Annotated in this window: 15 protein-coding genes; 8 read left to right on the forward strand and 7 right to left on the reverse strand. The window is 51.7% G+C overall.

What is annotated here, in order from left to right; genetic code table 11:
* The first annotated feature begins 211 nt into the window (after nt 1-211).
* From O0S09_RS09115 to O0S09_RS09135, 5 genes are read left to right on the forward strand one after another with little or no spacing between them, the layout of a single operon-like run.
* Nucleotides 212-688 (forward strand): GNAT family N-acetyltransferase, encoded by a 477-nt coding sequence (locus O0S09_RS09115; RefSeq protein ID WP_268923663.1) that lies wholly within the window; start codon nt 212-214, stop codon nt 686-688.
* Nucleotides 675-1,586: a DUF2156 domain-containing protein gene (locus tag O0S09_RS09120; RefSeq protein WP_268923664.1), complete on the forward strand. Its 912-nt coding sequence runs from the start codon at nt 675-677 to the stop codon at nt 1,584-1,586. The genes O0S09_RS09115 and O0S09_RS09120 overlap by 14 nt, the downstream gene beginning before the upstream one ends.
* Nucleotides 1,587-1,634: 48 nt before the next feature.
* The gene (locus O0S09_RS09125; RefSeq protein WP_268923665.1) at nt 1,635-2,588 is read left to right on the forward strand and encodes a methyltransferase domain-containing protein; all 954 of its coding nucleotides are present in this window, start codon (nt 1,635-1,637) and stop codon (nt 2,586-2,588) included.
* 47 nt (nt 2,589-2,635) lie between these two features.
* Nucleotides 2,636-3,769 carry a hypothetical protein gene (locus tag O0S09_RS09130; RefSeq protein ID WP_268923666.1) on the forward strand — a complete coding sequence of 378 codons (1,134 nt, stop codon included), beginning with the start codon at nt 2,636-2,638 and terminating at the stop codon, nt 3,767-3,769.
* A 46-nt stretch (nt 3,770-3,815) separates the two neighbouring features.
* Nucleotides 3,816-4,001 (forward strand): coiled-coil domain-containing protein, encoded by a 186-nt coding sequence (locus tag O0S09_RS09135; protein ID WP_268923667.1) that lies wholly within the window; start codon nt 3,816-3,818, stop codon nt 3,999-4,001.
* Between the two features lie 15 nt (nt 4,002-4,016).
* On the opposite strand, the gene O0S09_RS09140 is transcribed toward O0S09_RS09135, so the two are convergent.
* From O0S09_RS09140 to O0S09_RS09150, 3 genes are all read right to left on the reverse strand, one after another.
* On the reverse strand, nt 4,017-4,229 hold the full coding sequence (locus O0S09_RS09140; RefSeq protein ID WP_268923668.1) for a helix-turn-helix transcriptional regulator: 213 nt from the start codon (nt 4,227-4,229) through the stop codon (nt 4,017-4,019).
* Nucleotides 4,230-4,352: 123 nt separating this feature from the next.
* Nucleotides 4,353-4,802 carry a hypothetical protein gene (locus tag O0S09_RS09145; RefSeq protein ID WP_268923669.1) on the reverse strand — a complete coding sequence of 150 codons (450 nt, stop codon included), beginning with the start codon at nt 4,800-4,802 and terminating at the stop codon, nt 4,353-4,355.
* Between the two features lie 3 nt (nt 4,803-4,805).
* The gene (locus O0S09_RS09150) at nt 4,806-5,270 is read right to left on the reverse strand and encodes a hypothetical protein (RefSeq protein WP_268923670.1); all 465 of its coding nucleotides are present in this window, start codon (nt 5,268-5,270) and stop codon (nt 4,806-4,808) included.
* Nucleotides 5,271-5,572: 302 nt separating this feature from the next.
* On the opposite strand from O0S09_RS09150, the gene O0S09_RS09155 reads away from it, so the two are divergent.
* The 3 genes from O0S09_RS09155 (at nt 5,573) to O0S09_RS09165 (ending at nt 10,618) form a co-directional block, all read left to right on the forward strand.
* Nucleotides 5,573-7,630 (forward strand): monovalent cation:proton antiporter family protein, encoded by a 2,058-nt coding sequence (locus O0S09_RS09155; RefSeq protein ID WP_268923671.1) that lies wholly within the window; start codon nt 5,573-5,575, stop codon nt 7,628-7,630.
* A gap of 1,035 nt (nt 7,631-8,665) precedes the next feature.
* Complete coding sequence (locus O0S09_RS09160) at nt 8,666-9,736, forward strand: MBL fold metallo-hydrolase (RefSeq protein WP_268923672.1); 1,071 nt, start codon at nt 8,666-8,668, stop codon at nt 9,734-9,736.
* A 198-nt stretch (nt 9,737-9,934) separates the two neighbouring features.
* Complete coding sequence (locus tag O0S09_RS09165) at nt 9,935-10,618, forward strand: HAD family hydrolase (RefSeq protein ID WP_268923673.1); 684 nt, start codon at nt 9,935-9,937, stop codon at nt 10,616-10,618.
* An 8-nt stretch (nt 10,619-10,626) separates the two neighbouring features.
* On the opposite strand, the gene O0S09_RS09170 is transcribed toward O0S09_RS09165, so the two are convergent.
* The 4 genes from O0S09_RS09170 to O0S09_RS09185 form a co-directional block, all read right to left on the reverse strand.
* Nucleotides 10,627-11,349, reverse strand: coding sequence for an HFX_2341 family transcriptional regulator domain-containing protein (locus tag O0S09_RS09170; protein ID WP_268923674.1), 723 nt, complete (start codon nt 11,347-11,349; stop codon nt 10,627-10,629).
* A gap of 107 nt (nt 11,350-11,456) precedes the next feature.
* Nucleotides 11,457-13,154, reverse strand: a complete 1,698-nt coding sequence (locus O0S09_RS09175) for an AMP-binding protein (RefSeq protein ID WP_268923675.1) — start codon at nt 13,152-13,154, stop codon at nt 11,457-11,459.
* A gap of 73 nt (nt 13,155-13,227) precedes the next feature.
* Nucleotides 13,228-15,828: a valine--tRNA ligase gene (locus O0S09_RS09180; protein WP_268923676.1), complete on the reverse strand. Its 2,601-nt coding sequence runs from the start codon at nt 15,826-15,828 to the stop codon at nt 13,228-13,230.
* A gap of 796 nt (nt 15,829-16,624) precedes the next feature.
* Complete coding sequence (locus O0S09_RS09185) at nt 16,625-18,706, reverse strand: M13-type metalloendopeptidase (RefSeq protein WP_268923678.1); 2,082 nt, start codon at nt 18,704-18,706, stop codon at nt 16,625-16,627.
* Nucleotides 18,707-19,179: the final 473 nt, after the last annotated feature.

Genomic DNA, 19,179 nt, shown 5'->3' on the forward strand with positions numbered 1-19,179 from the left:
GGTAACATAGTTGGACGAGGGAGAATATAAACCCACCGAACCAGCTCTGATACATACACAGCTGAAAAAACTCAGCTGCACCTCACAAACAGACAAGCAGACTGTGAGGTAACAACATAGAACCTCCACACATATCAAATCACCGAAACGAAAATCCAACAGCCTCAACAGTCACCCTCATAACACCCCGACACCAACCTAATAAAAACTCATGGACAACGAGGGAAAAAAACCGGAAAAAAAGAACCCGGACATAACCTATCGCGCGATCAGAACCTGGAACGAATCAGAAATCATCGACCTCTACCGCGCGGGCGGATGGTGGGAAATGGGCTGGAACCCCGCAGGCATCGCCCCCCTCATACGCGGCAGCTACCTCTTCATACTCGCACTTGACACCACCACCGGACACGCCATCGGCATGGGCAGACTCATCGCCGACGGCTCATCCGACGGCTACATACAGGACGTCGTCGTCCTCCCCACCTACCGGGAGCGCGGCATAGGAACAACCATCGCAACCCTGCTCCGCACCCTTGGCGCAGCACTCGGCCTCTCCTGGATAGGCCTCATCTCCGCCCCCGGAAAAGAAAACATCTACAAACGCGCAGGATTCTCCCCCATGGAAAACTACACCCCCATGAACCTCAACGAAGAACGACCCAACAGATACCATGACACTCAGTAAATCCGACTACCGCCCGGTAACCCTCGCAGACAAACCCATATTTGACCGGATACTCCGGAATCACCCGCAGATCCACTCCGAATGCTCATTCATCACCATGATCTGCTGGCAGAACTACGCCAACTACGCATACACAATAAAAGACGACCGGCTGCTCATCTCCTGCACCGTCGACGGAGAAACAACCTACCGCGCACCCATCGGCGACCCCGCACCCGAACTCTTTGAAGAAGTCCTCGCACTCGCAAAAAAAGAAGGAGGAAAAATGGCAATGGACTTCTACGACGAAGCAGACGTCTGGTACATGAAAAACGCCCACCCCGAAACACCCGTCTACACCAGCCGCGGCTTCTCCGAATACTACTACCGCACAGAAGAACTCGCCGAACTCCGCGGAAAAAAATACCTCAACATCCGCGGACAAATAAACAAATTCAACGCCGAATACACCTACACCACCGAAAAAATAACCAAACCGATCATCCCCGAAGTCCGGAGAATGATCGAAGAATGGAGCATCTCAAAACACTGCGAAGCAAACCGGATCATGAAAGAAGAAGTAAACGCCGTACGCTTCGCACTCGACCACTGGCAGGACCTGGGATGCGAAGGACTCATCATCCGCATCCAGCCCGAAGCAACAATCGGCGCAATCGCCATCTGGGAACAACTCAACACCTCCACCGCACTCGTCCACTTTGAAAAAGGATTCGTCCGCTACAAAGGCATCTACAAAATCATCAACCAGGAAACAGCAAAAACACTCCAGAACCGCTACACCTGGATCAACCGCGAATCCGACATGGACGTCCCCGGACTTCGCGAAGCAAAACTCCGCTACCACCCCGAACACTGTGCAAAAGCATGGTACATCAAGAAAAAAGAGATCGCCCCCTGACACAACTACCACATCCTTTAGTAACTCAACGGCATATCTATAGAGCGGATGAACCTGCTGTTTGAACTCTCCGGAGAAAACCCGGCACTCGCCGTAGCCGAAATAGGCTGTGTAGGAACCGTAACCCGCACCGCCACCGGCATTGCCCTTGCCGAAGTACCCGAACCGGAGACGACGACACGGCTCGCACAGACCCATGTCATCATGGAACTGCTTGGCGAATGCGACGGAACACGTGCCGCCCTTACAGACCTTCTGGCACACCTCGATATCACCGCGGACCGCCCGTTTGCCTGCAGAGTCCGAAAGATTCACCCCGCAACGGTTGATGCATCCCAGCTGGAACTGGAACGCATGATGGGAAAAAGCATCCACGGAAAAGTATCCCTTCAGTCCCCTGAAGTAGAATACCGTGCGCTCTTCACCGACAACCGATGCTACCTCGGTCGGGTACTGTACACAATCGACCGAGGCTCATATGCATACCGAAACCCGCAGAGACGCGCATTCTTTCACCCGGGCGTAATGATGCCCCTCATGGCGCGGACAATGGTAAACCTGACACACGTACGGCCGGGAGAACTATTGTGCGACCCCTTCTGCGGAACAGGCGGTATGCTGCTGGAAACAGAACTGATGGGCGTTCGATCCATCGGAAGCGATTATGATCCGGAGATGCTTGCAGGATGCCGGAAAAACCTGCCGGACGGCGCATACGTCCGTGCAGACGCAACACGCATGCCGTACCCCGACAACTGCTTTGACGCAGTTGCAACCGACCTCCCCTACGGGCAGTCAACAACAATCGGTGCGGACTCGCTTGATCTTCTCTATACCGAATCACTCAAAGAGATTCGCCGCATTCTCAAACAGGGAGGAAAAGCAGTCGTGGTAACCCATCGCGACATACGGCATCTGGCAGAAAACCTGTTTGAGATCTCCGGATATTACGAACAGCGTGTGCACAAGAGTCTGACGCGGCGGATTCTCGTGCTGAGCTGAAAAATAGTAAAACGGTTGAGTATGACGTACATACAAAAGGAGCATTGATGCTCCAGTGGATTCGTGAGCAGTTTACCTGCTATCACCCAAACCGGGCAATCGCAGTACGGGCCATGCGGCACATGCGTCCGGCAGAACGGAAAAATCTGTTTTCCGAAGACATTATGCTGATGCGGACAGCAGAGGGATACTGGTTTGAATCCCTGATTTACGAACAGCTGCTCAAGATCGCATCGCAAACCAACACGATCAAAAAGATTGTGCGAAAAGGAGCAGACGTCCCCAAACATAGAACAAAAATTACTCTGGGAACGAACGGATTATACTCCGCAGAAAAAGGAGACATCCGGGTGCGCGGAAACGGTCAGGACCTGGCCGAGGTGGATCTTCTGCTGTTTGACAATGAAAACAAGGTAGTATTCTGCGAAATTGTCACATCTCCGGCGGATCTCAAAGATCTTGAAGCAGAGATTATTTACAAAAAGCACCTGTTCGGCTATATGTTCGGACAGGAACATGTGGGATTCATTCTGTTCTCGTCGGTGGACATTTCCAATACACAGGTGGTGCGGCGGCTGGTTGCCGACCCGGACAATGCATATGTGGGGACAAAACCCTGCGAAGTCATGAAAGCAGTACTCAAACCGCTGCGGCTGACGACACTGCCGACCCAGCCGGTGAAAAATCCGAAACTGGTGGCATGCGAGTCGTTACGGACGCAGGGATTCGATTACAGAAAACTGCACGATGAAGCGCTTTCCCGGCTGTATTTTGCTATCGATCACCACTTCTCAGCAGAACAGTACTTTGCCGACCCGTGTGTATCACCGCTGGTGAAAAAAGTGATCTGCGGCGGCCTGTACCCGTCGGCATTAAAGGGCCTGATCACGGAGTACGGTCTGCGGGTGAAGTCCGATGTGCTGGACTACACCAAGCTTTCACAGAATTATTCAAAGGTTGTGCTGGCGGTGGACTTTCCCGAGATGTCACCGGTGATTTACCTCAAACCGCGTAAACAGCGGACGTACTTCAAGATGGTGCCGCTGAAAGCCGGAGGATTTAAGTATGAACGACCGACGCCGTCGCGGGTCGGATTCTATCTGTGGCTGGAATCGACAAAACCGACACTGGGAATTGAACGGACACGCGATGTGCTGAAATTTTGTGAAAACACAAAATAGATCCCCAATCTCCACATCTAAATACTCATCCGGCAAACAGAAATTCATGACCGAAGAACCCGAGACCAACGCAATCCGGCAGGAACTCAGGCGGCTCGAAGAAAGGATCCTCACGCTTGAAAAAGAGAACACAGAACTGCGCAGCCGCGTCTCCTCACTCGAACTCCAGACCGGACAACTCACTGACCGCCTGCTGCGTATCGGCGGCAACTGCTCTTCGTGCGGAATCTGAACGGCAGGGCTATGGTCACAAGACCGGATTGTCTTCTTCGCCGAAAACAAACACTTCCTCGATGGGGAGAGCGAAGACAACCGCAATTTTATGCGCCAACAGGACTGAAGGGTTGTACTGCCCCTTTTCCAGAGAGATAATCGTCCGGGAGGATACGGAGACTGCATCAGCAAGTTCCTGCTGAGTCATACCGCGTACAGCCCGCAACTCCCGGATTCTGTTGTCCATAGCGTATTCACCTAATTATTCGGGCAGGAAAGAAAATAGCCTTACTGTCTTTCCCATTCAGGGGAATTGTTCTGCACTTTGCGTGGATCACAAGCCAAAAATAAATTTTTGACGACACAAGGTTCACACGTTCCGTTCAAAGTAGGTGTGGGCGATCAGATAAACAAGGGCCAGAACAACAAGCAGTCCCATCAGCAGGAGCCGCACCGCAGAGACAACCGCGCCGGAAACATCCCCTGCAAGCAGTGCAAGAATCGGACCGGCATTAAACGCGGCAAACAGCAGCACGATCATGGAGATCTCCTGCACCGCCCAGGAAGCCTTCAGGATAATGAGAAGCTCACGCTCATCCACCTTGGGAAACAGCGGAGTACCGGCAGCATCAGCAGGATCATTCCGGTGTTTCAGAACATATCCTGCCGCAGCAGCACCCGCGACAAGGAACAGAACTGCGGCAGAGGGAAACTCTGCCGGAGCAGAACCCGCGAGCGAAAGGTATAGACTCACCGCACCGCAGACAACAAAACCGATTGCAAGAACCGTATAACGTTCAAGATAATAGATAGACCTCATGGATTAGAACCTCGTGTAGTAGTAATAGACGATCGAAAGAAGCATTATTCCAAGGGAAATGAGGGAAAGATACAGAAACAGTTCGTGTATCGCATGAACTGCGACGGCATCCGTAATACCAAGAAGAATCCGGCAGAGATACTCGGTATAGAACCAGCAGAGAAGCAGAAGAAACAGCACTGCACACAGAGCAGCAGACGCGCCTTTCTCCTGTACCCGCATCCACCGTTCATCCTGATACGGTTTGTCCGTGATTTTGATCCAGGCAGGATCCCGATGATTCCGATAGAGATGATACACAACCATACCTCCAAACAAAACAGAACAGCCGAGAAAAACCAGGGTCAGTCTGCTATCCGTTCCTGCAATATCCGGATACCAATACTGCAGGATAACACCGCAGATTCCTAAAACCAGATAGAACAAAAACATGCCGAACAGAACGGTAACCCTCTTGCTGATTTTCATACTACCCTGATACATCATATGAAGTTTATTTCATATGAAGTTTTCTTCACCAAGACCCGTGCAGAAACATCCCCCCGGACAAAGAAGCATCAGATACAATACAGAATTTTATCTCTCCCAACGTACTTACCGAGAGTTTTTTACCAATTACTCGCATAAAAAACACCACCGGAAGAATCATCTCCGGGTATTTTCCTTCGTAATGACAGAATACACAACACAGAAAACGCTTATCCTGCCGTCTGTTTTGCGCATTCTCTCATTAAAAAGTGAAAAGCCCCAAACACTCGGGGGAATTACAGGTGGAAACTGAAGCAGAACTTATCATGTCGGTAGTGGTCGTACTCGCGTGCGCCATCGCCGTTCTTTTCGTCGGCAGACGCTTGCGCATGCCGTTCATTATCGGGTACTTTATCACCGGTATCATCGTCGGCCCTGCATGCCTTGGTCTCGTAACCGAAGAGCAGGTATCACTTCTGGCAGAGCTCGGAGTCATTCTCCTGATGTTTACCATCGGACTGGAGATGTCGCTCAAGAGTCTTTTGTCAATGAAAAAGATCGTCCTGATCGGCGGAACACTCCAGCTTGTCATAACAACCGCAGCGGTCTGGGCAGTCATGGTTGCCGTCGGGTTTGCCTCAAACCTCGCGCTCTTTATCGGGTTCCTCGTTGCGCACTCCTCTACCGCGGTTATCATGAACCTGTACCAGAACAGCGGAGAGATCGACACCAAGCACGGAAAAATTGCACTTGGCCTGTTAATTTTTCAGGACTTAAACGTCATCCCCATGATGCTCATGGTCCCGATCCTTGCAGGAAGCGCCGAAGCAAATTTCTTCGGCGAACTGCTAAACTTCGGGGTCGGTATGGTGGTTCTCGTAATTGTGCTGGTAGCCGCAATTTTCCTGGTACCGCGGTTTCTTACGAGAGTTGCCCTCACCCGCAGCAAGGAACTGTTCATCATCTCCATCGTTGCCATCTGTTTCGGCATCGCATGGCTGATGTCCTTGAACGGTGTTTCCCTCGCGCTCGGTGCATTCCTTGCAGGCATTGCAATCTCTGAATCCGACTACAGTCATGAAGTCATCGGCCAGATTCTGCCGTTCCGGGATCTGCTGACGAGCTTCTTCTTTGTCTCAATTGGTATGATGCTCAACCTCGTGTATGTGTGGGAGCATCTCATTCTGATCATCGCAGTCGCAATCCTCCTGCTTCTGGGAAAAACCCTTATCAACTTCATCAGTGTGAAAGCCATCGGTATTGCAAGCGGAGCCGCACTCCTCTCTGCCATCGGCCTCTCACAGGTGGGTGAATTCTCGTTCATTCTCGGATCGACCGGGCTGGAGGCAGGGATTCTTTCACAGGATATCTATCAGGTTTTCCTTGCAATCACGATTGTAACCATGGCAGTTACCCCCTTTGCGGTCAATGCAGGCCCGGCACTTGCCAAGAGACTGATTAAACCCAAAGTACCGGGAGAAAACATATTCGGCAACGACATCGAATCCTGCGACGTCCGGCCAAAAGAACATGTGGTCATTGTGGGATACGGCCTTGCAGGCCAGTATGTCGCAAAGGCACTGAAACGCGTGGACATTCCCTACATTATTCTGGAACTCAATGCCGAGACAGTGGACCGGGAAAAGAGACGGGGAGAACGGATTGTATACGGTGATGCAACCCGGGATTCGATTCTTGAGTATGCAGGTCTGATGAAGGCACGGACAATTGTGATCAGTATCCCGGACATGGAAGCAATCAAAGCGATCATCTGTACCGCACGGGGAATGAATCCGCGGATCAACATCATTACCCGTTCAAGATTCATCTCCGAGACCGAAGAGTTGTACCGTCTGGGAGCGGATGAAGTTATCGTGGATGAACGCGAAGCTGCCATTCAGATCTTCCGGCGGATTTTAGCAAATGAACAGGTGCCGCAGCAGGATCTGGATCAGTATGTCAAGCAGATCCGAAATGATCTCTACGATCAGTATATCGATGCAAAGATGACGCCGAATGCACGGGAAACAGAAGGAAACGGATGGTTCGAGGCAATACGTCTGAAGGCAAAGAGTATCGATGAAAAGACCGCAACAAGCCGCTCCTCGGTTGAGCAGATTCATGTCGGAAGAAACTGTGAAGTTGCAGGTAAGCGACTGTCGGATATTCATCTGCGGGCAAACTACGGAGTATCGGTTATTGCAGTACGGCGCGGTGAAGAGGGAGGAGATACGGTTGTTGCTCCGGATGGAAATACGATGCTCGAAGAAGGAGATACCGCTGTGGTGATTGGAGATCGTGCGGCAATTACAGAAATACTTCCGTTATTTATTGAAAATACTGAGGAAAAGGAGGAATGATTTTTTTCCGGAGGGATACACCCTCCGGAAAATATTGTATTTGGGCAGTCAGGGGGTGTGGAATAACTGCCGCGTGTGAGATTGGATGTATTGAGTGTTTTTGTTGGATGAAATTATGGCCGGTGTTGCGTGTGTGGTAACGTGTGTCCTGATGTGTGTTGAGAGACCGGCATTGCAGATGAGAAGTTCTGCGAAACTCGTTTTTGGTTCTGTCTTACGGCATCACTCTCCGGTAGTTTTTTTTCGCTGCAACTCGTTCAGAGTTGATTACTAATAGTAAGTCTCGATAATATATAATTGTTTCTAAATGAATTTTCAGACGGGAAGAAAAATCCGGTCGCGGGTTTGGAGAATCTCTGTAAAACCTGAGGTGTGCAGAGGCGGATTCTAAGAGCGGCAGAGGAAAAACAGCATGCAATAAGCTCCCCGGTATTGCGGCAATGCTTTACCGATGGTGCATCCTCGTGGCCGGCCGGTGCGATCGCAAGTACCCAGATTTTTCCAAAAAAATACACCAGTTATGAGTTGCCACTCAAAAATAGCAGAATGACGAACACACAATAAACCTCATATTGATATACCAAAAAATGACATGCAGCGAGATCGGCACGCCACATTTTCGTGCGGCATCAAGCCCAAAGGTCTTGCTCCGCTCGTCGCATTTTCTTAATGCTGCCCGCCTTCCCGCCCGGAACCGGGCGGGTGGCGTTGCTCATCGCAAACGCAAACTAAAAATGCTCGCGAAGCTGGTGTGAATCACAGGTTGAAATATTCGCAGGCAATAAACGAATTTCAGCCCACGGAAGCAAAAACATCACGGAACAGTTCGTGAACATCACGGAAATCCTAAATTAATCTGTTTCTGTGGCTTTCTTGTATATTCTGATGTTGAAAATTTCTGCGTGTTCGGTGTTTTCCCGCGAAGCGGCGAGCACGGCAGAGCCCGTACAAATCGCGGGATGATCAGGAATAAAGGTGCAACGCCCAAGTGTTGTAAAACCTAATAATCGGGAAAAACCAATAGTACTCCCGCAAATGACTCCGTCAGACGAAACCAGCGGAGCGGCACAACGTCGCCCTTACATCAACGAAACGTTTCAGCAGCGGATCCGCCCCTACATAGAAATACTGAATGACGACGAGGCAAAGCAGTACTTTGCCGAAGCGGAGACAGCTGTGGAACAACTGGCTGCTATCGGAAAAGACCCGGAAGAAGTACTGCAGATCATGGAAAATATCGGCCTGTACCTCTCAGGCAACTCAGGTAAAAACTTCACCGCCGACTATCAGAAGATCCGGTTGTCCGAAGGCCGCGAACTCTGGTCCATCCAGCTCCCCGGCGGAGGAAACGTAAACCTCTTCCGGACACCGGACGGCGACATGGTTCTTGACACCGGATACGGCTGCTGTTATGATGACGTGGAAAAAATGCTGCATACCCTTGGCATCGACGGGTTTACCCATGTCAAAAAAGTCATCTGCACCCATGCAGATGCCGACCACTGCGGAGCCGCCGGATTCTTGCCGGTAACCCCCCTCATGCACCCGGTCACCAAACAGATTCTCGATGCAGGAACACGGGGATTCGGATCCGACACCCGCAACGAAGAGTTAGAACGTGCCTATACCACAACCATCAACACCTTCTCCAAAATGAACGTGCCGGACCATGTTGACCTGTGCAAAACAGAACCAAAAAAGATGCACGGCCTGTTCCCGGTAATCGACGAGGTTGAATTTGGCGGAATGCACTTTGAGATCTGGGAAAGCCTCGGCGGCCACATTGCAGGACAACTGTTTTTGTACGAAAAAAATGAGGGACTGCTCTTCACCAGCGACGCACTGATCAACTTCGCCAGCATGACAAAAGCCCGGAAAGACTACTGCTCCATCGCAGACTACCTTGTCACCAGCGTAAACGTCAACAGTGAGATCGCCCGCACGGAACGCCACGAACTGATGCGCATCGCAAAAGAGATCGATGCCGAACTCAAAGCAAAAGGAAAACGACTTCTGCTCTGCTGCGGTCACGGAGCAGTATCCATGCTCGACGACGCAGGGAACATGATCTCCGCCTGCGAACCCATACACTACGCCGCACAGTAACCAGCCATTCCGGAAAAATTCCGGACACCGCTTTTTTGCACACAATTGCCAACAAATCTCGATCGCATTCCTTCGCTCACTCATCACCCCACAATGAATCTGCCCGCAGTTTATCACCAAAAAATTCCCTGAACCACCCCTGCATGCCGGAACCGGCATCCCTAAGTATGCTGACCGAAAAACAACTACCAGCGTATCATGCAGAAACCTCTCCTCGAACCCGCCTACGCTGCTGTCCTGTTCGATATGGACAACACACTCTTTGACTTCATCGACGCGATGAAGCGCGGAGCAGCGGCAGCAGCAGAAGTTGTCGGGGAAGGAACAGGAGACCAGCTGCTCTCGTATTATCTGCGGTGGAAATACCACATTGAAGACCACGCAAACCTGCAGGACTTCATGATGGACCACCACAAATTTACCGTGGACGGCTATCTTGCCGCCGTAAAAGCATTTGAGGATGCAAAGTTTGCAGGCCTCACCCCATATCCCGGCATCCCCGGACTCCTTGCATCCCTCAAAGAAAAAGGATACCGGCTCGGCATCGTAACCGACGCTTATGAATACGCAGCAGCCGAACGCCTCAGACACACCGGTCTTGCCGGATACTTTGACACCCTCGTCGCCTACGACACAACCGGTTACAAAAAACCGCACCATGCACCGTTCGAGTACGCCATGAACCTGCTGGAAACACAGCCGTACGAAACCGTTTACATCGGCGACTCCATCCGCCGCGACATCGAACCTGCAAAAGCCCTCGGCCTTGCCACGGTCTATGCCGCATACGGCGATCGGAACTTCTTTGAACCGGACAGATGCTGCCCGCCCCGGGTTATCGTAGCACACAGCCCGGACGAGATCGGAAAAATTCTCTTATAAAAAAAAGATTAGTCATCATGCGGCACATCGCCGCGGGAGATGACCTGGGCAAACATCTGGCCCAGACAGGTCAGATGAATGGCAATGTTTCTTCCATATTTGGTTTTCACAATAAACCCGCCGGTCTCAAGCTTGGAGAGATGGTGAGACAGTCTGCTTCTCTCACTGCGGAACCGCTTCGAGTTTTTGTCAATCTCCGGGAACATCAGATAGATCAGGGAATCAAGCGACTCAACGCCATCACCGATACGGGAGATCAGCAGCTGCTGTTCCGCACCCGGATACCCGATCGGCAGTACCGGGATCTCAACAATCTCCGTTGCACCAACGATGGCACCTTCATCGCTGTAGTGGGGGAGAGCCGAAACAACCCGTGCTCTGCTCATACTGGCTGCAATATAGGCGCTCATGGAAAGTGGCTGCAGGGCTCCGGAAACATTCAGAAGAACCTCGTTACCCTGCGTACGCTCCGCATTGATAATGGAGAGAATCTGATTTGCAGCATCCACAACAGATGACTTATTCACTTCAACGACCGTTACCGGCCAGAAGATACCAAGGTCCCGGGACAGAGCCTTCGTGGTCTTCTGGACCAGTGCCTCGCCTGAAAACTTCGGATCATTTCCCGTTACCAGAACGATACGGGAAAAACCCACTTCCCGAAGGAGTGAGATCGAACCCATCAGGAAATCCCGCTCAGGTCCGACAAAAACTACGTGTGTTGTTGGCATGTTTTTGTTCCTGTTCATATTTGCATGGACTATTATATTATGTTGTTGGCAGTACAACTCGATGTACAGCGTATCTGAATTTATCTTTTGAAAAAAAAGAGGCAGGGTTAAGCGGTCTGAATCTTTGCGACCTCTTCCAGACCAAGCTCGGCAATGGAGATCTTCTGCATCTCGCCTTTCTGGATTTTCCCGGTAACCGTCATCGGGAATGAGTCCACAAACTTGTAGTAACGGGGGACTTTATGGCGGGCAATTTTACCGTTGCAGAACTCCCGGATCTCGCTTTCCGTAAGTGTCTGTCCCGGTTCAACCTTAACCCACGCCATCAGTTCCTCGCCGTACTTGACGTCAGGAACGCCAATAATATACACATCCGAGATCTTCGGGTGCAGGTGCAGGAACTCCTCAATCTCACGCGGATAGAGGTTTTCTCCACCGCGAATGACCATTTCCTTCAGCCTGCCGACCATCTTGATGTAGCCTTCGGTGTCCATAGTGCCGAGATCGCCTGAATGCAGCCAGCCGTTGCGGTCAATAACCTGAGCAGTGGCAGACGGATTGTTGTAGTAACACTTCATTTTCATGTAGCCGCGGGCGCAGATCTCCCCGGTCTCACCGATGGGAACAACACGGCCGGTCTTCGGATCCATGATGACAAGTTCGGTGTGCGGAAACACCCTGCCAACAGTTGTCACGCGCCGTTCCAGACTGTCATCGGTGGTGGACATGGTGATGCCGGGCGCCGTCTCGGTCAGACCATAGACGATAACAATCTCTTTCATGTTCATCTTCTCGCTGACCTCGCGCATACGTTCAATCGGGCAGGGGGAACCTGCCATGATACCGGTGCGGAGACTGGAGAAGTCGTAGCGGGAGAAGTTCGGGTGTTCAAGTTCTGCGATGAACATGGTCGGAACACCGTGCACTGCCGTGCACCGCTCGTCCTGAATGGCTTTCATGACCGATTCCGGATCGAAGAAGGGCGCAGGAATCACCATGGTGGTTCCGTGGGTCACGCACGCCATGTTGGAGAGCACCATGCCGAAACAGTGGTAAAACGGAACCGGAATGCAGAGTTTGTCCTTTTCGGTGAACTTCATACCGTCGCCGATGATCATACCGTTGTTTAAGACGGAGTGGTGCGAGAGCACCACTCCTTTCGGGTAACCGGTGGTGCCGCTCGTGTACTGGATGTTTAAGGGGTCGTCAAACTCGACAGACTCTTCACGCTCGGCAAGTTCCTGATCCGATATCTGACGGCCTGCGTCGATGAGTTCACTCCAGCGGTACATGCCGTTGTAGGGTATTTCTCCCATGAAGATGATGTTGCGCAGGTACGGGAACTTCTCGGATCTCAGGCGTCCGGGTTTTGCTTCAAATGCTTCGGGGCAGGCTTCGTAGAACATGCCGACGTAGTCGGAGGTTTTGAATCTGCCCTGCAGAATCAGTGTGTCAACCTCAGACTGCTTTAAGGCATACTCCAGCTCAAACGTCCGGTATGCCGGGTTGATGTTCACCATGACAGCGCCGATTTTGGCGGTGGCAAACTGCACGAGGACCCACTCGGCATAGTTCATTGCCCAGATGGCGACCCGCATGCCGCGCTCGACACCCAGCATCATGAGACCTTTGGCTACGGCATTGGTTGCATCTAGAAACTCCGTCCAGGTGTAGCGGAGGTTCTGTTCAACGGAGACGAGGGCATCATTGTCCGGGTACTTCGCTGCAATGCTGTTGAATACTTGTCCGACGGTTTTTCCAAGAAGCGGCTTCATGGATACACCGCATGCGTAGCTTTCGGCCATACTCCCTAAATGTTGGGGTTTGGAATATAAAAAACGTGGGCGGGAATGACAGGATGCATAAAAAAAGGAGTGGTCAGGCCTTTCTGACGGTGATCATGACATCGTCAACCATGATCACATCAACCGCTTCTCCGGAGACGGAGTAGACAAAGGAGGTGGTCCATGCACCCTCCGGGACGGCAGTTTCTTCGCCGTCCACGAGGATCGCTGCCGGCGGGGTAACTTTGTCCGCATCGGGCAGGGCATTGACTGCTGCCATGAATGCGCCTGCCTTACTGCGGAGCGTCTTGCCGACAACGCCTTTGTTGAACACGACGTCTCCGACCTTCTTCTCAAGGGACGGTTCTTCCGCCTTCCAGATAACCGTGCCGTTGACGGTTCTGCCGAGGTCTCCGGCGTCGTTTACGTCATGCGACGGCGTGTAGATGGTGACCTCGCCGAGCGGGGCGTTTAAGGCAAGACCCGCGTCGTGTTTGTACTTGCGGAGCACGCCGACGATCTTTACCACCAGCTCGCCGTCGCGCACGGCATCGGCGTCGGTGTAGGAGAAGTCAGCCCACGGGTGGTCGATGATTCTCTTCCCGCCGGAGAGGTGGTGGTAACACTCCTGCGCAAAGAACGGAATGTAGGGAGAGAGCATGGTACAGAGCGCGTCCATGGTGGTGCGGAGCGTGTAAACCGCACCGGCGCGGTCGGGGTCGGTGCTGTAGAGTCTGCCTTTCACCAGTTCGAGATACTCGTCGGCAAGTACATTCCAGGCAAAGTCGCGGATGAGTTTGAGACCTTTGTCGAAGAGGTAGTTCTCCATTGCATCGGTGACCTCTGCAATCGTCTGCGAGAGGTTTGCCAGCATCCAGCGGTCGATAAGGGTGGACGGGGTGGTTGTCTCCGGTACCGGGCTTTCCTTATTGATCTGCATTAAGGAGAACCGGACGATGTTCCACATCTTGGTCTGGAACCGGGATGCGGCAATGACGTCGTTCCAGTTGAACTGGATGTCCTGACCGGTGGACGAGCCTGCGGCAGCCCACTGACGAAGTGCGTCCACACCGTAGGGTCCCATGACGTCCTCGGGTCCGATTACGTTGCCGCGCGATTTGGACATCTTGAATCCGTCTTCGCCGAGCACCATGCCGTTGATGAGGATGCCGTCCCAGGGTTTTTCGCCGAGGAGTGCCATGCTGCGGAGGATGGTGTAGAACGCCCAGGTCCGGATGATGTCGTGGCCCTGCGGACGGATCTGTGCCGGGAAGTGCGGCGGCATGCCGGAGCCGTCCCAGCCGGTGACGTGCAGGTCGGTGATGGAGGAGTCCATCCACGTGTCAAGTACATCCGTTTCGCCGGTAAACGAGGTCCCGCCGCATTTCGGGCAGGCGTGTTTTGGTTTGTCGATGGTCGGGTCGATCGGGAGGTCTGCTTCGTCGGGGAGAATCATTTCGCCGCATTTGTCACAGAACCAGACCGGGATCGGGGTGGCAAACAGCCGCTGACGGGAGATGCACCAGTCCCATTCCATCTGTTCCGCCCAGTTTTCGAGGCGCTGGAGCATGTGTTCGGGATACCATTTGATCTCGCGGGCAGCTTTGACGATCTCGTCTCCTTTGACCCGGACGAACCACTGACGTTCGGAGAGGATTTCGATCGGGGTCTTGCATCTCCAGCAGCCGCCGACGCGCTGGTCGATCTGTTTTTGATCTTTGAGGATGCCGAGCGCTTTCATGTCGGCAAGAATTGCCGCGCGGCATTCCTTGGTGGTCATGCCTTCGTATTTGCCGCAGAGGGCGGTCATGGTTCCTTTGGTGGAGAGCGCTTTCCGGAGCGGGAGGTGGTGTTTCTTCCACCAGAACACATCGGTTTTGTCACCGAACGTACAGATCATCACCGCACCCGAACCGAAGTTCATGTCAACGGCGTCGTCGGCGATGATGGTAACGTCGTGGCCGAAGATCGGCACACGAAGTGTTTTGCCGACGATGTCGGTGTAGCGGTCGTCGTCGGGGTGAACGGCAACGGCAACGCAGGCGGCGAGGAGTTCGGGACGGGTGGTGGCAATTTCCAGACCGTCGAAGTCGAAGAAGTTGAGGAGCGTGGTTCCTTCGTAGTAGGATACCTCGGCGAAGGCAATTGCGGTTTCGCAGCGGGTGCAGTAGTTGACCGGGTGTTCGTCCTGATAGATGTAGCCGTCTTTAAGCATGCGCAGGAAGGAGAGCTGCGTTTTGGCGTAGTAGTACGGCTCCATGGTGATATATTCGTTGCTCCAGTCAACGGAGAATCCCATGGTGCGCAGGGACTGCCGCATCTTTTCGATGTTTTCGACGGTGAGTTCACGGCACATGCGGCGGAATTCTTCGCGGGAGACGTCGTTTTTGGTGATGTTGTGGGTCTCTTCGACCTTGACTTCGGTCGGGAGGCCGTGACAGTCCCATCCCTGCGGGAACATGACGTTGTAGCCGGTCATGCGTTTGTACCGGGCGATGATATCCATGTAAACCCAGTTTAAGGCGTGGCCTATGTGGAGTTTGCCGGTCGGATACGGCGGCGGGGTGTCGATGATGTATTGGGGTTTTTTGGAGTGCGTATCGAAGTAGAAATCGGTATCGTTCCATTCGGCAAGCCACCGTTTTTCGACGGCGGTAAAGTCGTATGTTTTGGGAAGCTCCTCTGGGAGTGACATCTGCAGTAGTTTTTGTTTTTCTTTGCATTTGATTGTTATTGAGAGAAAAAGAGCAGGGGATAAAAGCGGGGAGCGGTCCCGGGAGGATGAACCGGGAGAGAGGTATGTGCAATTTACCAGTATAATGCCGGATCGCAGAAACGGTAGACGCGACACGAGAGGGTCGTGCCGGTTGCAAATCATATGGAAATAGCGGCTCCCCGCATCAACGATGTTGTTCTTTGAGTGGTAACGATTGCCCGCGGATCTGCTCCTGGACAGATCCGTTTTTTGCAAGCGCTACAGAGATAGTATTGGCTTTCCCACTATTAAATAGATTTGTTTAAAAAATTAGATAAATACGTTAAATAATGTTTACAAAAATGCGGGAAGAGTCCCAGGGGTATTTTCCGGGATCAAAGGTCTGGTGGCAAGGTTTGTCTACAGGATATGTATTGCATAACGAAGAACATGTGATTTGGAGGTTTATTCCAGTTCTTCCCGCATGATGTCTGTGAAATGATAACGATCTGATCTATCCTGCCCTGATGATCGGGTCGCTACCTGTTAGTATATGTATTGAATATATTAAATATTTTTGTTAAAAATTCCAAGAGATAAAATAAAAATAGTGAACAAAAAGGAGTTACTGGCCTCCCCTCTTTCCTTCTACTGCAATGGAGCTTGGTCTGAAAAGAATAACATGAACCTTACACTCGCTCAAAGTACTGTGATTATCGGTTGGTGAGATAGCTTGTGCTGATGTAATCCGACGAAAACTACAGCAACAGAGATACAAAAAAAGAAGAGAATTTTTTTACCAGACCGAAAGACGGTCTTCGGGTGCAAGGTACATCCCGTCACCCTCTGTTACGTTGAAGGTGTCGTAGAACTCCTGCACCTGCTGTACAATTGCGTTGGTACGCAGATATCCCGGTGGGTGGGCATCGGTCCGGGTCTGAAGTTCAAGAATGTTTTGGGACGCCTGTTCTTTCCAGAGCGTTGCATAACTGGTAAAGAATGTTGTGTAATCAAAGTCTTCCATGGTGCCTGCAATCTCCAGCATGCAGGAAAGCCCGCCCAGATCTGCTACTGTCTCTCCGATTGTCAGCTGACCGTTTACAAAAACGCCCGGCAGTACTTCAAACTGACCAAAGTACTCTGCAACTTTTGCGGTACGGTTTGCAAATGCGGCTTTATCTTCCGAGGTCCACCAGTTTTTGAGGTTCCCGTCTTTGTCAAACTGACTGCCGCCCGTATCAAAACCGTGGGTGATCTCATGTCCGATGATCATACCGATGGTGCCCATCATTTTTTCCTCGGAGGCTTCGGGATCATAGAAATCTCCGCCCAGAATACCTGCCGGAATATTGATGGAGTTGTCCAGGAAGTAATAGAATGCATTGACCGTCTGCGGGGCAGCCTGTGTGGTGATCCACATATTACTGTCAATAGGAGTGAGAGCCTTCTGAACGTTCTGTTCCCGATTCATCTCTTTAATCGCCATGACGTTGGTGAGCAGATTCCCTCCCTCCTCTTTGGATTTGAGGGTAAGGCCCGTGTAGTCATACAGAGACCAGTCATCGGGATAGGCAACCCGGACCTTGAGTGCATCCAGCTTCTCGATGGCTTTCTTACGGGTATCCTCCCCAAGCCAGGAGGTGTTCTGCAGACGCTCCCGATAGACGGCGACAACTTTGGTGATGAGTTCTTCTACATCCTGTTTGGTTTTGGGCTGCACATACGCGTCCGCATACATCTTCCCGACCGCCATATCAAGTAAACTGCTGGTTGTTTCGTACGCGGTCTGATTCAGATCAGGGTGAATCTCACTCCCGGCTATCGCGCTTGAGGACTCCGTCAGGATATCCAGACACTCCTGATCCAGTACTGCGGCACCGGCCATCAGGGTATTGCGGAGGAGGATTGCTTTGAATCCCTCAACATTTTCCTCTGTGTAGAGTTCGTTCATCTTCTCAAGCCAGTCCGGCTCGGTCAGAATGAACCGGTCAACACCTGCACTAATATAGGGCTGAAGGAAATCTGTTACCGGAAATGTCGGTGAGAGTTCTTTCAGTTCCCGGGTTGAGACCGGGTTATAGATCGACTCCTGATATCCCGGAACCGATGAGGCGGATAATCCGTCGCAGGCTGATGCAATTTTGCTTTCCAGTGCGAAGAGTACCTCATTGATATTCGCGGCTTCTTCTTTGGTGTAGCCGGCGCGTATGAGGAGTTTTTGGAATGATACGGCATTTGCTGCTTTCTGACGCTCTCCGGAAGGAGTTATGTTGCGGTAGTCGTCCATGTTGCCTAAGGAGAGGCTCGGCGCACCGATGTAGACGGCATTGTGTGTGCTGTCTTTGAAGTCCGCCATAATAGATACCCCCATAGGTGCACCGGCGATTTTGCCTTTGTCGTCTGTCAGGTATGCGGTTAGATCATCGATTGTTTTGATCTTTTGAATATCTTCGACAAACGGCATAATCGGCGTCATTCCAAGCGCATTGCGGGTATCCATGTCGATGAAGTCATGATACAGCTGCTGAACCAGTTTTGCTTCATGGCTCGTCTGCGTGGTATCGTCCATCAGGGCGAGAATTTCCTGAGTTACCTCATCATTTCGCTCGGTAAAGGTGGAAATCATCATTTTATCGGCAGGAATTTTTGATGAGGACAACCACTCTTTGTTAACTGCGGCGTGGAAATCGTCCTGTACGCTGATGTTCATGTCTGCGGTGACACTGCCTGCAAGGTCGGATACGATCCATCCGCTGCCTGCATTTTCTCCTGTCGGAGATACTATGGTTTCATTCTGCGGTGTTGCAACACATCCGGCTGCGGCGATGAGGACGACAACCACCAACAGTGCCGCTCCGATACGTTTTCCGATTTTCATTTTCTCATCACTTCTTGAGTATATTCCTGTTCACTAGGAGATGGGATAAATCTATCCTGGATTTGCTATTCTGGATGACACATTTTTCTTGATTCAAAAACCCGCTTTTCTGTCCGGGGGACGGAGTACTGATTACACAACTAGTACTTCGACGGTTGAATGGCAGGGGGACAATGCTTCCCACACCGCTCACAGCGCACCGGATATCCGGGCGGTCTTAGCCGGAAAAAGAACCAGCCGGAACCGGAAAACCCAGACCTTGGTATCCGGTAAAAAAATCAGGAGCGGGTATTGTACCGTGCATTCCGCCCGGCAAGTTTTTTTTCCGATAGCATCACGACGGGGATTTTAGGAAGTATCTTTTCTGAAAAAAATGAGTGGGTACATTATTTTAGATATAGGTGGGTGTTATAATCCCCTTCTCTTTCTTTCTGCTGCAATGGGGCTTGGTCCGATCTCTTTTACGGTGTTGA

Source organism: Methanocorpusculum vombati, from assembly GCF_026891935.1.
In the GTDB taxonomy this organism is placed as follows: Archaea; Halobacteriota; Methanomicrobia; order Methanomicrobiales; family Methanocorpusculaceae; genus Methanocorpusculum; species Methanocorpusculum vombati.

What these genes read in the sequence shown, in the direction of transcription:
- O0S09_RS09120 (WP_268923664.1), top strand. Translation starts at nt 675, where the DNA reads ATGACACTCAGTAAATCCGACTACCGCCCGGTAACCCTCGCAGACAAA.
- O0S09_RS09150 (WP_268923670.1), bottom strand. Translation starts at nt 5,270, where the DNA reads ATGAAAATCAGCAAGAGGGTTACCGTTCTGTTCGGCATGTTTTTGTTC.
- O0S09_RS09115 (WP_268923663.1), top strand. Translation starts at nt 212, where the DNA reads ATGGACAACGAGGGAAAAAAACCGGAAAAAAAGAACCCGGACATAACC.
- O0S09_RS09175 (WP_268923675.1), bottom strand. Translation starts at nt 13,154, where the DNA reads ATGGCCGAAAGCTACGCATGCGGTGTATCCATGAAGCCGCTTCTTGGA.
- O0S09_RS09140 (WP_268923668.1), bottom strand. Translation starts at nt 4,229, where the DNA reads ATGGACAACAGAATCCGGGAGTTGCGGGCTGTACGCGGTATGACTCAG.
- O0S09_RS09130 (WP_268923666.1), top strand. Translation starts at nt 2,636, where the DNA reads ATGCTCCAGTGGATTCGTGAGCAGTTTACCTGCTATCACCCAAACCGG.
- O0S09_RS09125 (WP_268923665.1), top strand. Translation starts at nt 1,635, where the DNA reads ATGAACCTGCTGTTTGAACTCTCCGGAGAAAACCCGGCACTCGCCGTA.
- O0S09_RS09135 (WP_268923667.1), top strand. Translation starts at nt 3,816, where the DNA reads ATGACCGAAGAACCCGAGACCAACGCAATCCGGCAGGAACTCAGGCGG.
- O0S09_RS09170 (WP_268923674.1), bottom strand. Translation starts at nt 11,349, where the DNA reads ATGCCAACAACACACGTAGTTTTTGTCGGACCTGAGCGGGATTTCCTG.
- O0S09_RS09180 (WP_268923676.1), bottom strand. Translation starts at nt 15,828, where the DNA reads ATGTCACTCCCAGAGGAGCTTCCCAAAACATACGACTTTACCGCCGTC.
- O0S09_RS09185 (WP_268923678.1), bottom strand. Translation starts at nt 18,706, where the DNA reads ATGAAAATCGGAAAACGTATCGGAGCGGCACTGTTGGTGGTTGTCGTC.
- O0S09_RS09160 (WP_268923672.1), top strand. Translation starts at nt 8,666, where the DNA reads ATGACTCCGTCAGACGAAACCAGCGGAGCGGCACAACGTCGCCCTTAC.
- O0S09_RS09165 (WP_268923673.1), top strand. Translation starts at nt 9,935, where the DNA reads ATGCAGAAACCTCTCCTCGAACCCGCCTACGCTGCTGTCCTGTTCGAT.
- O0S09_RS09145 (WP_268923669.1), bottom strand. Translation starts at nt 4,802, where the DNA reads ATGAGGTCTATCTATTATCTTGAACGTTATACGGTTCTTGCAATCGGT.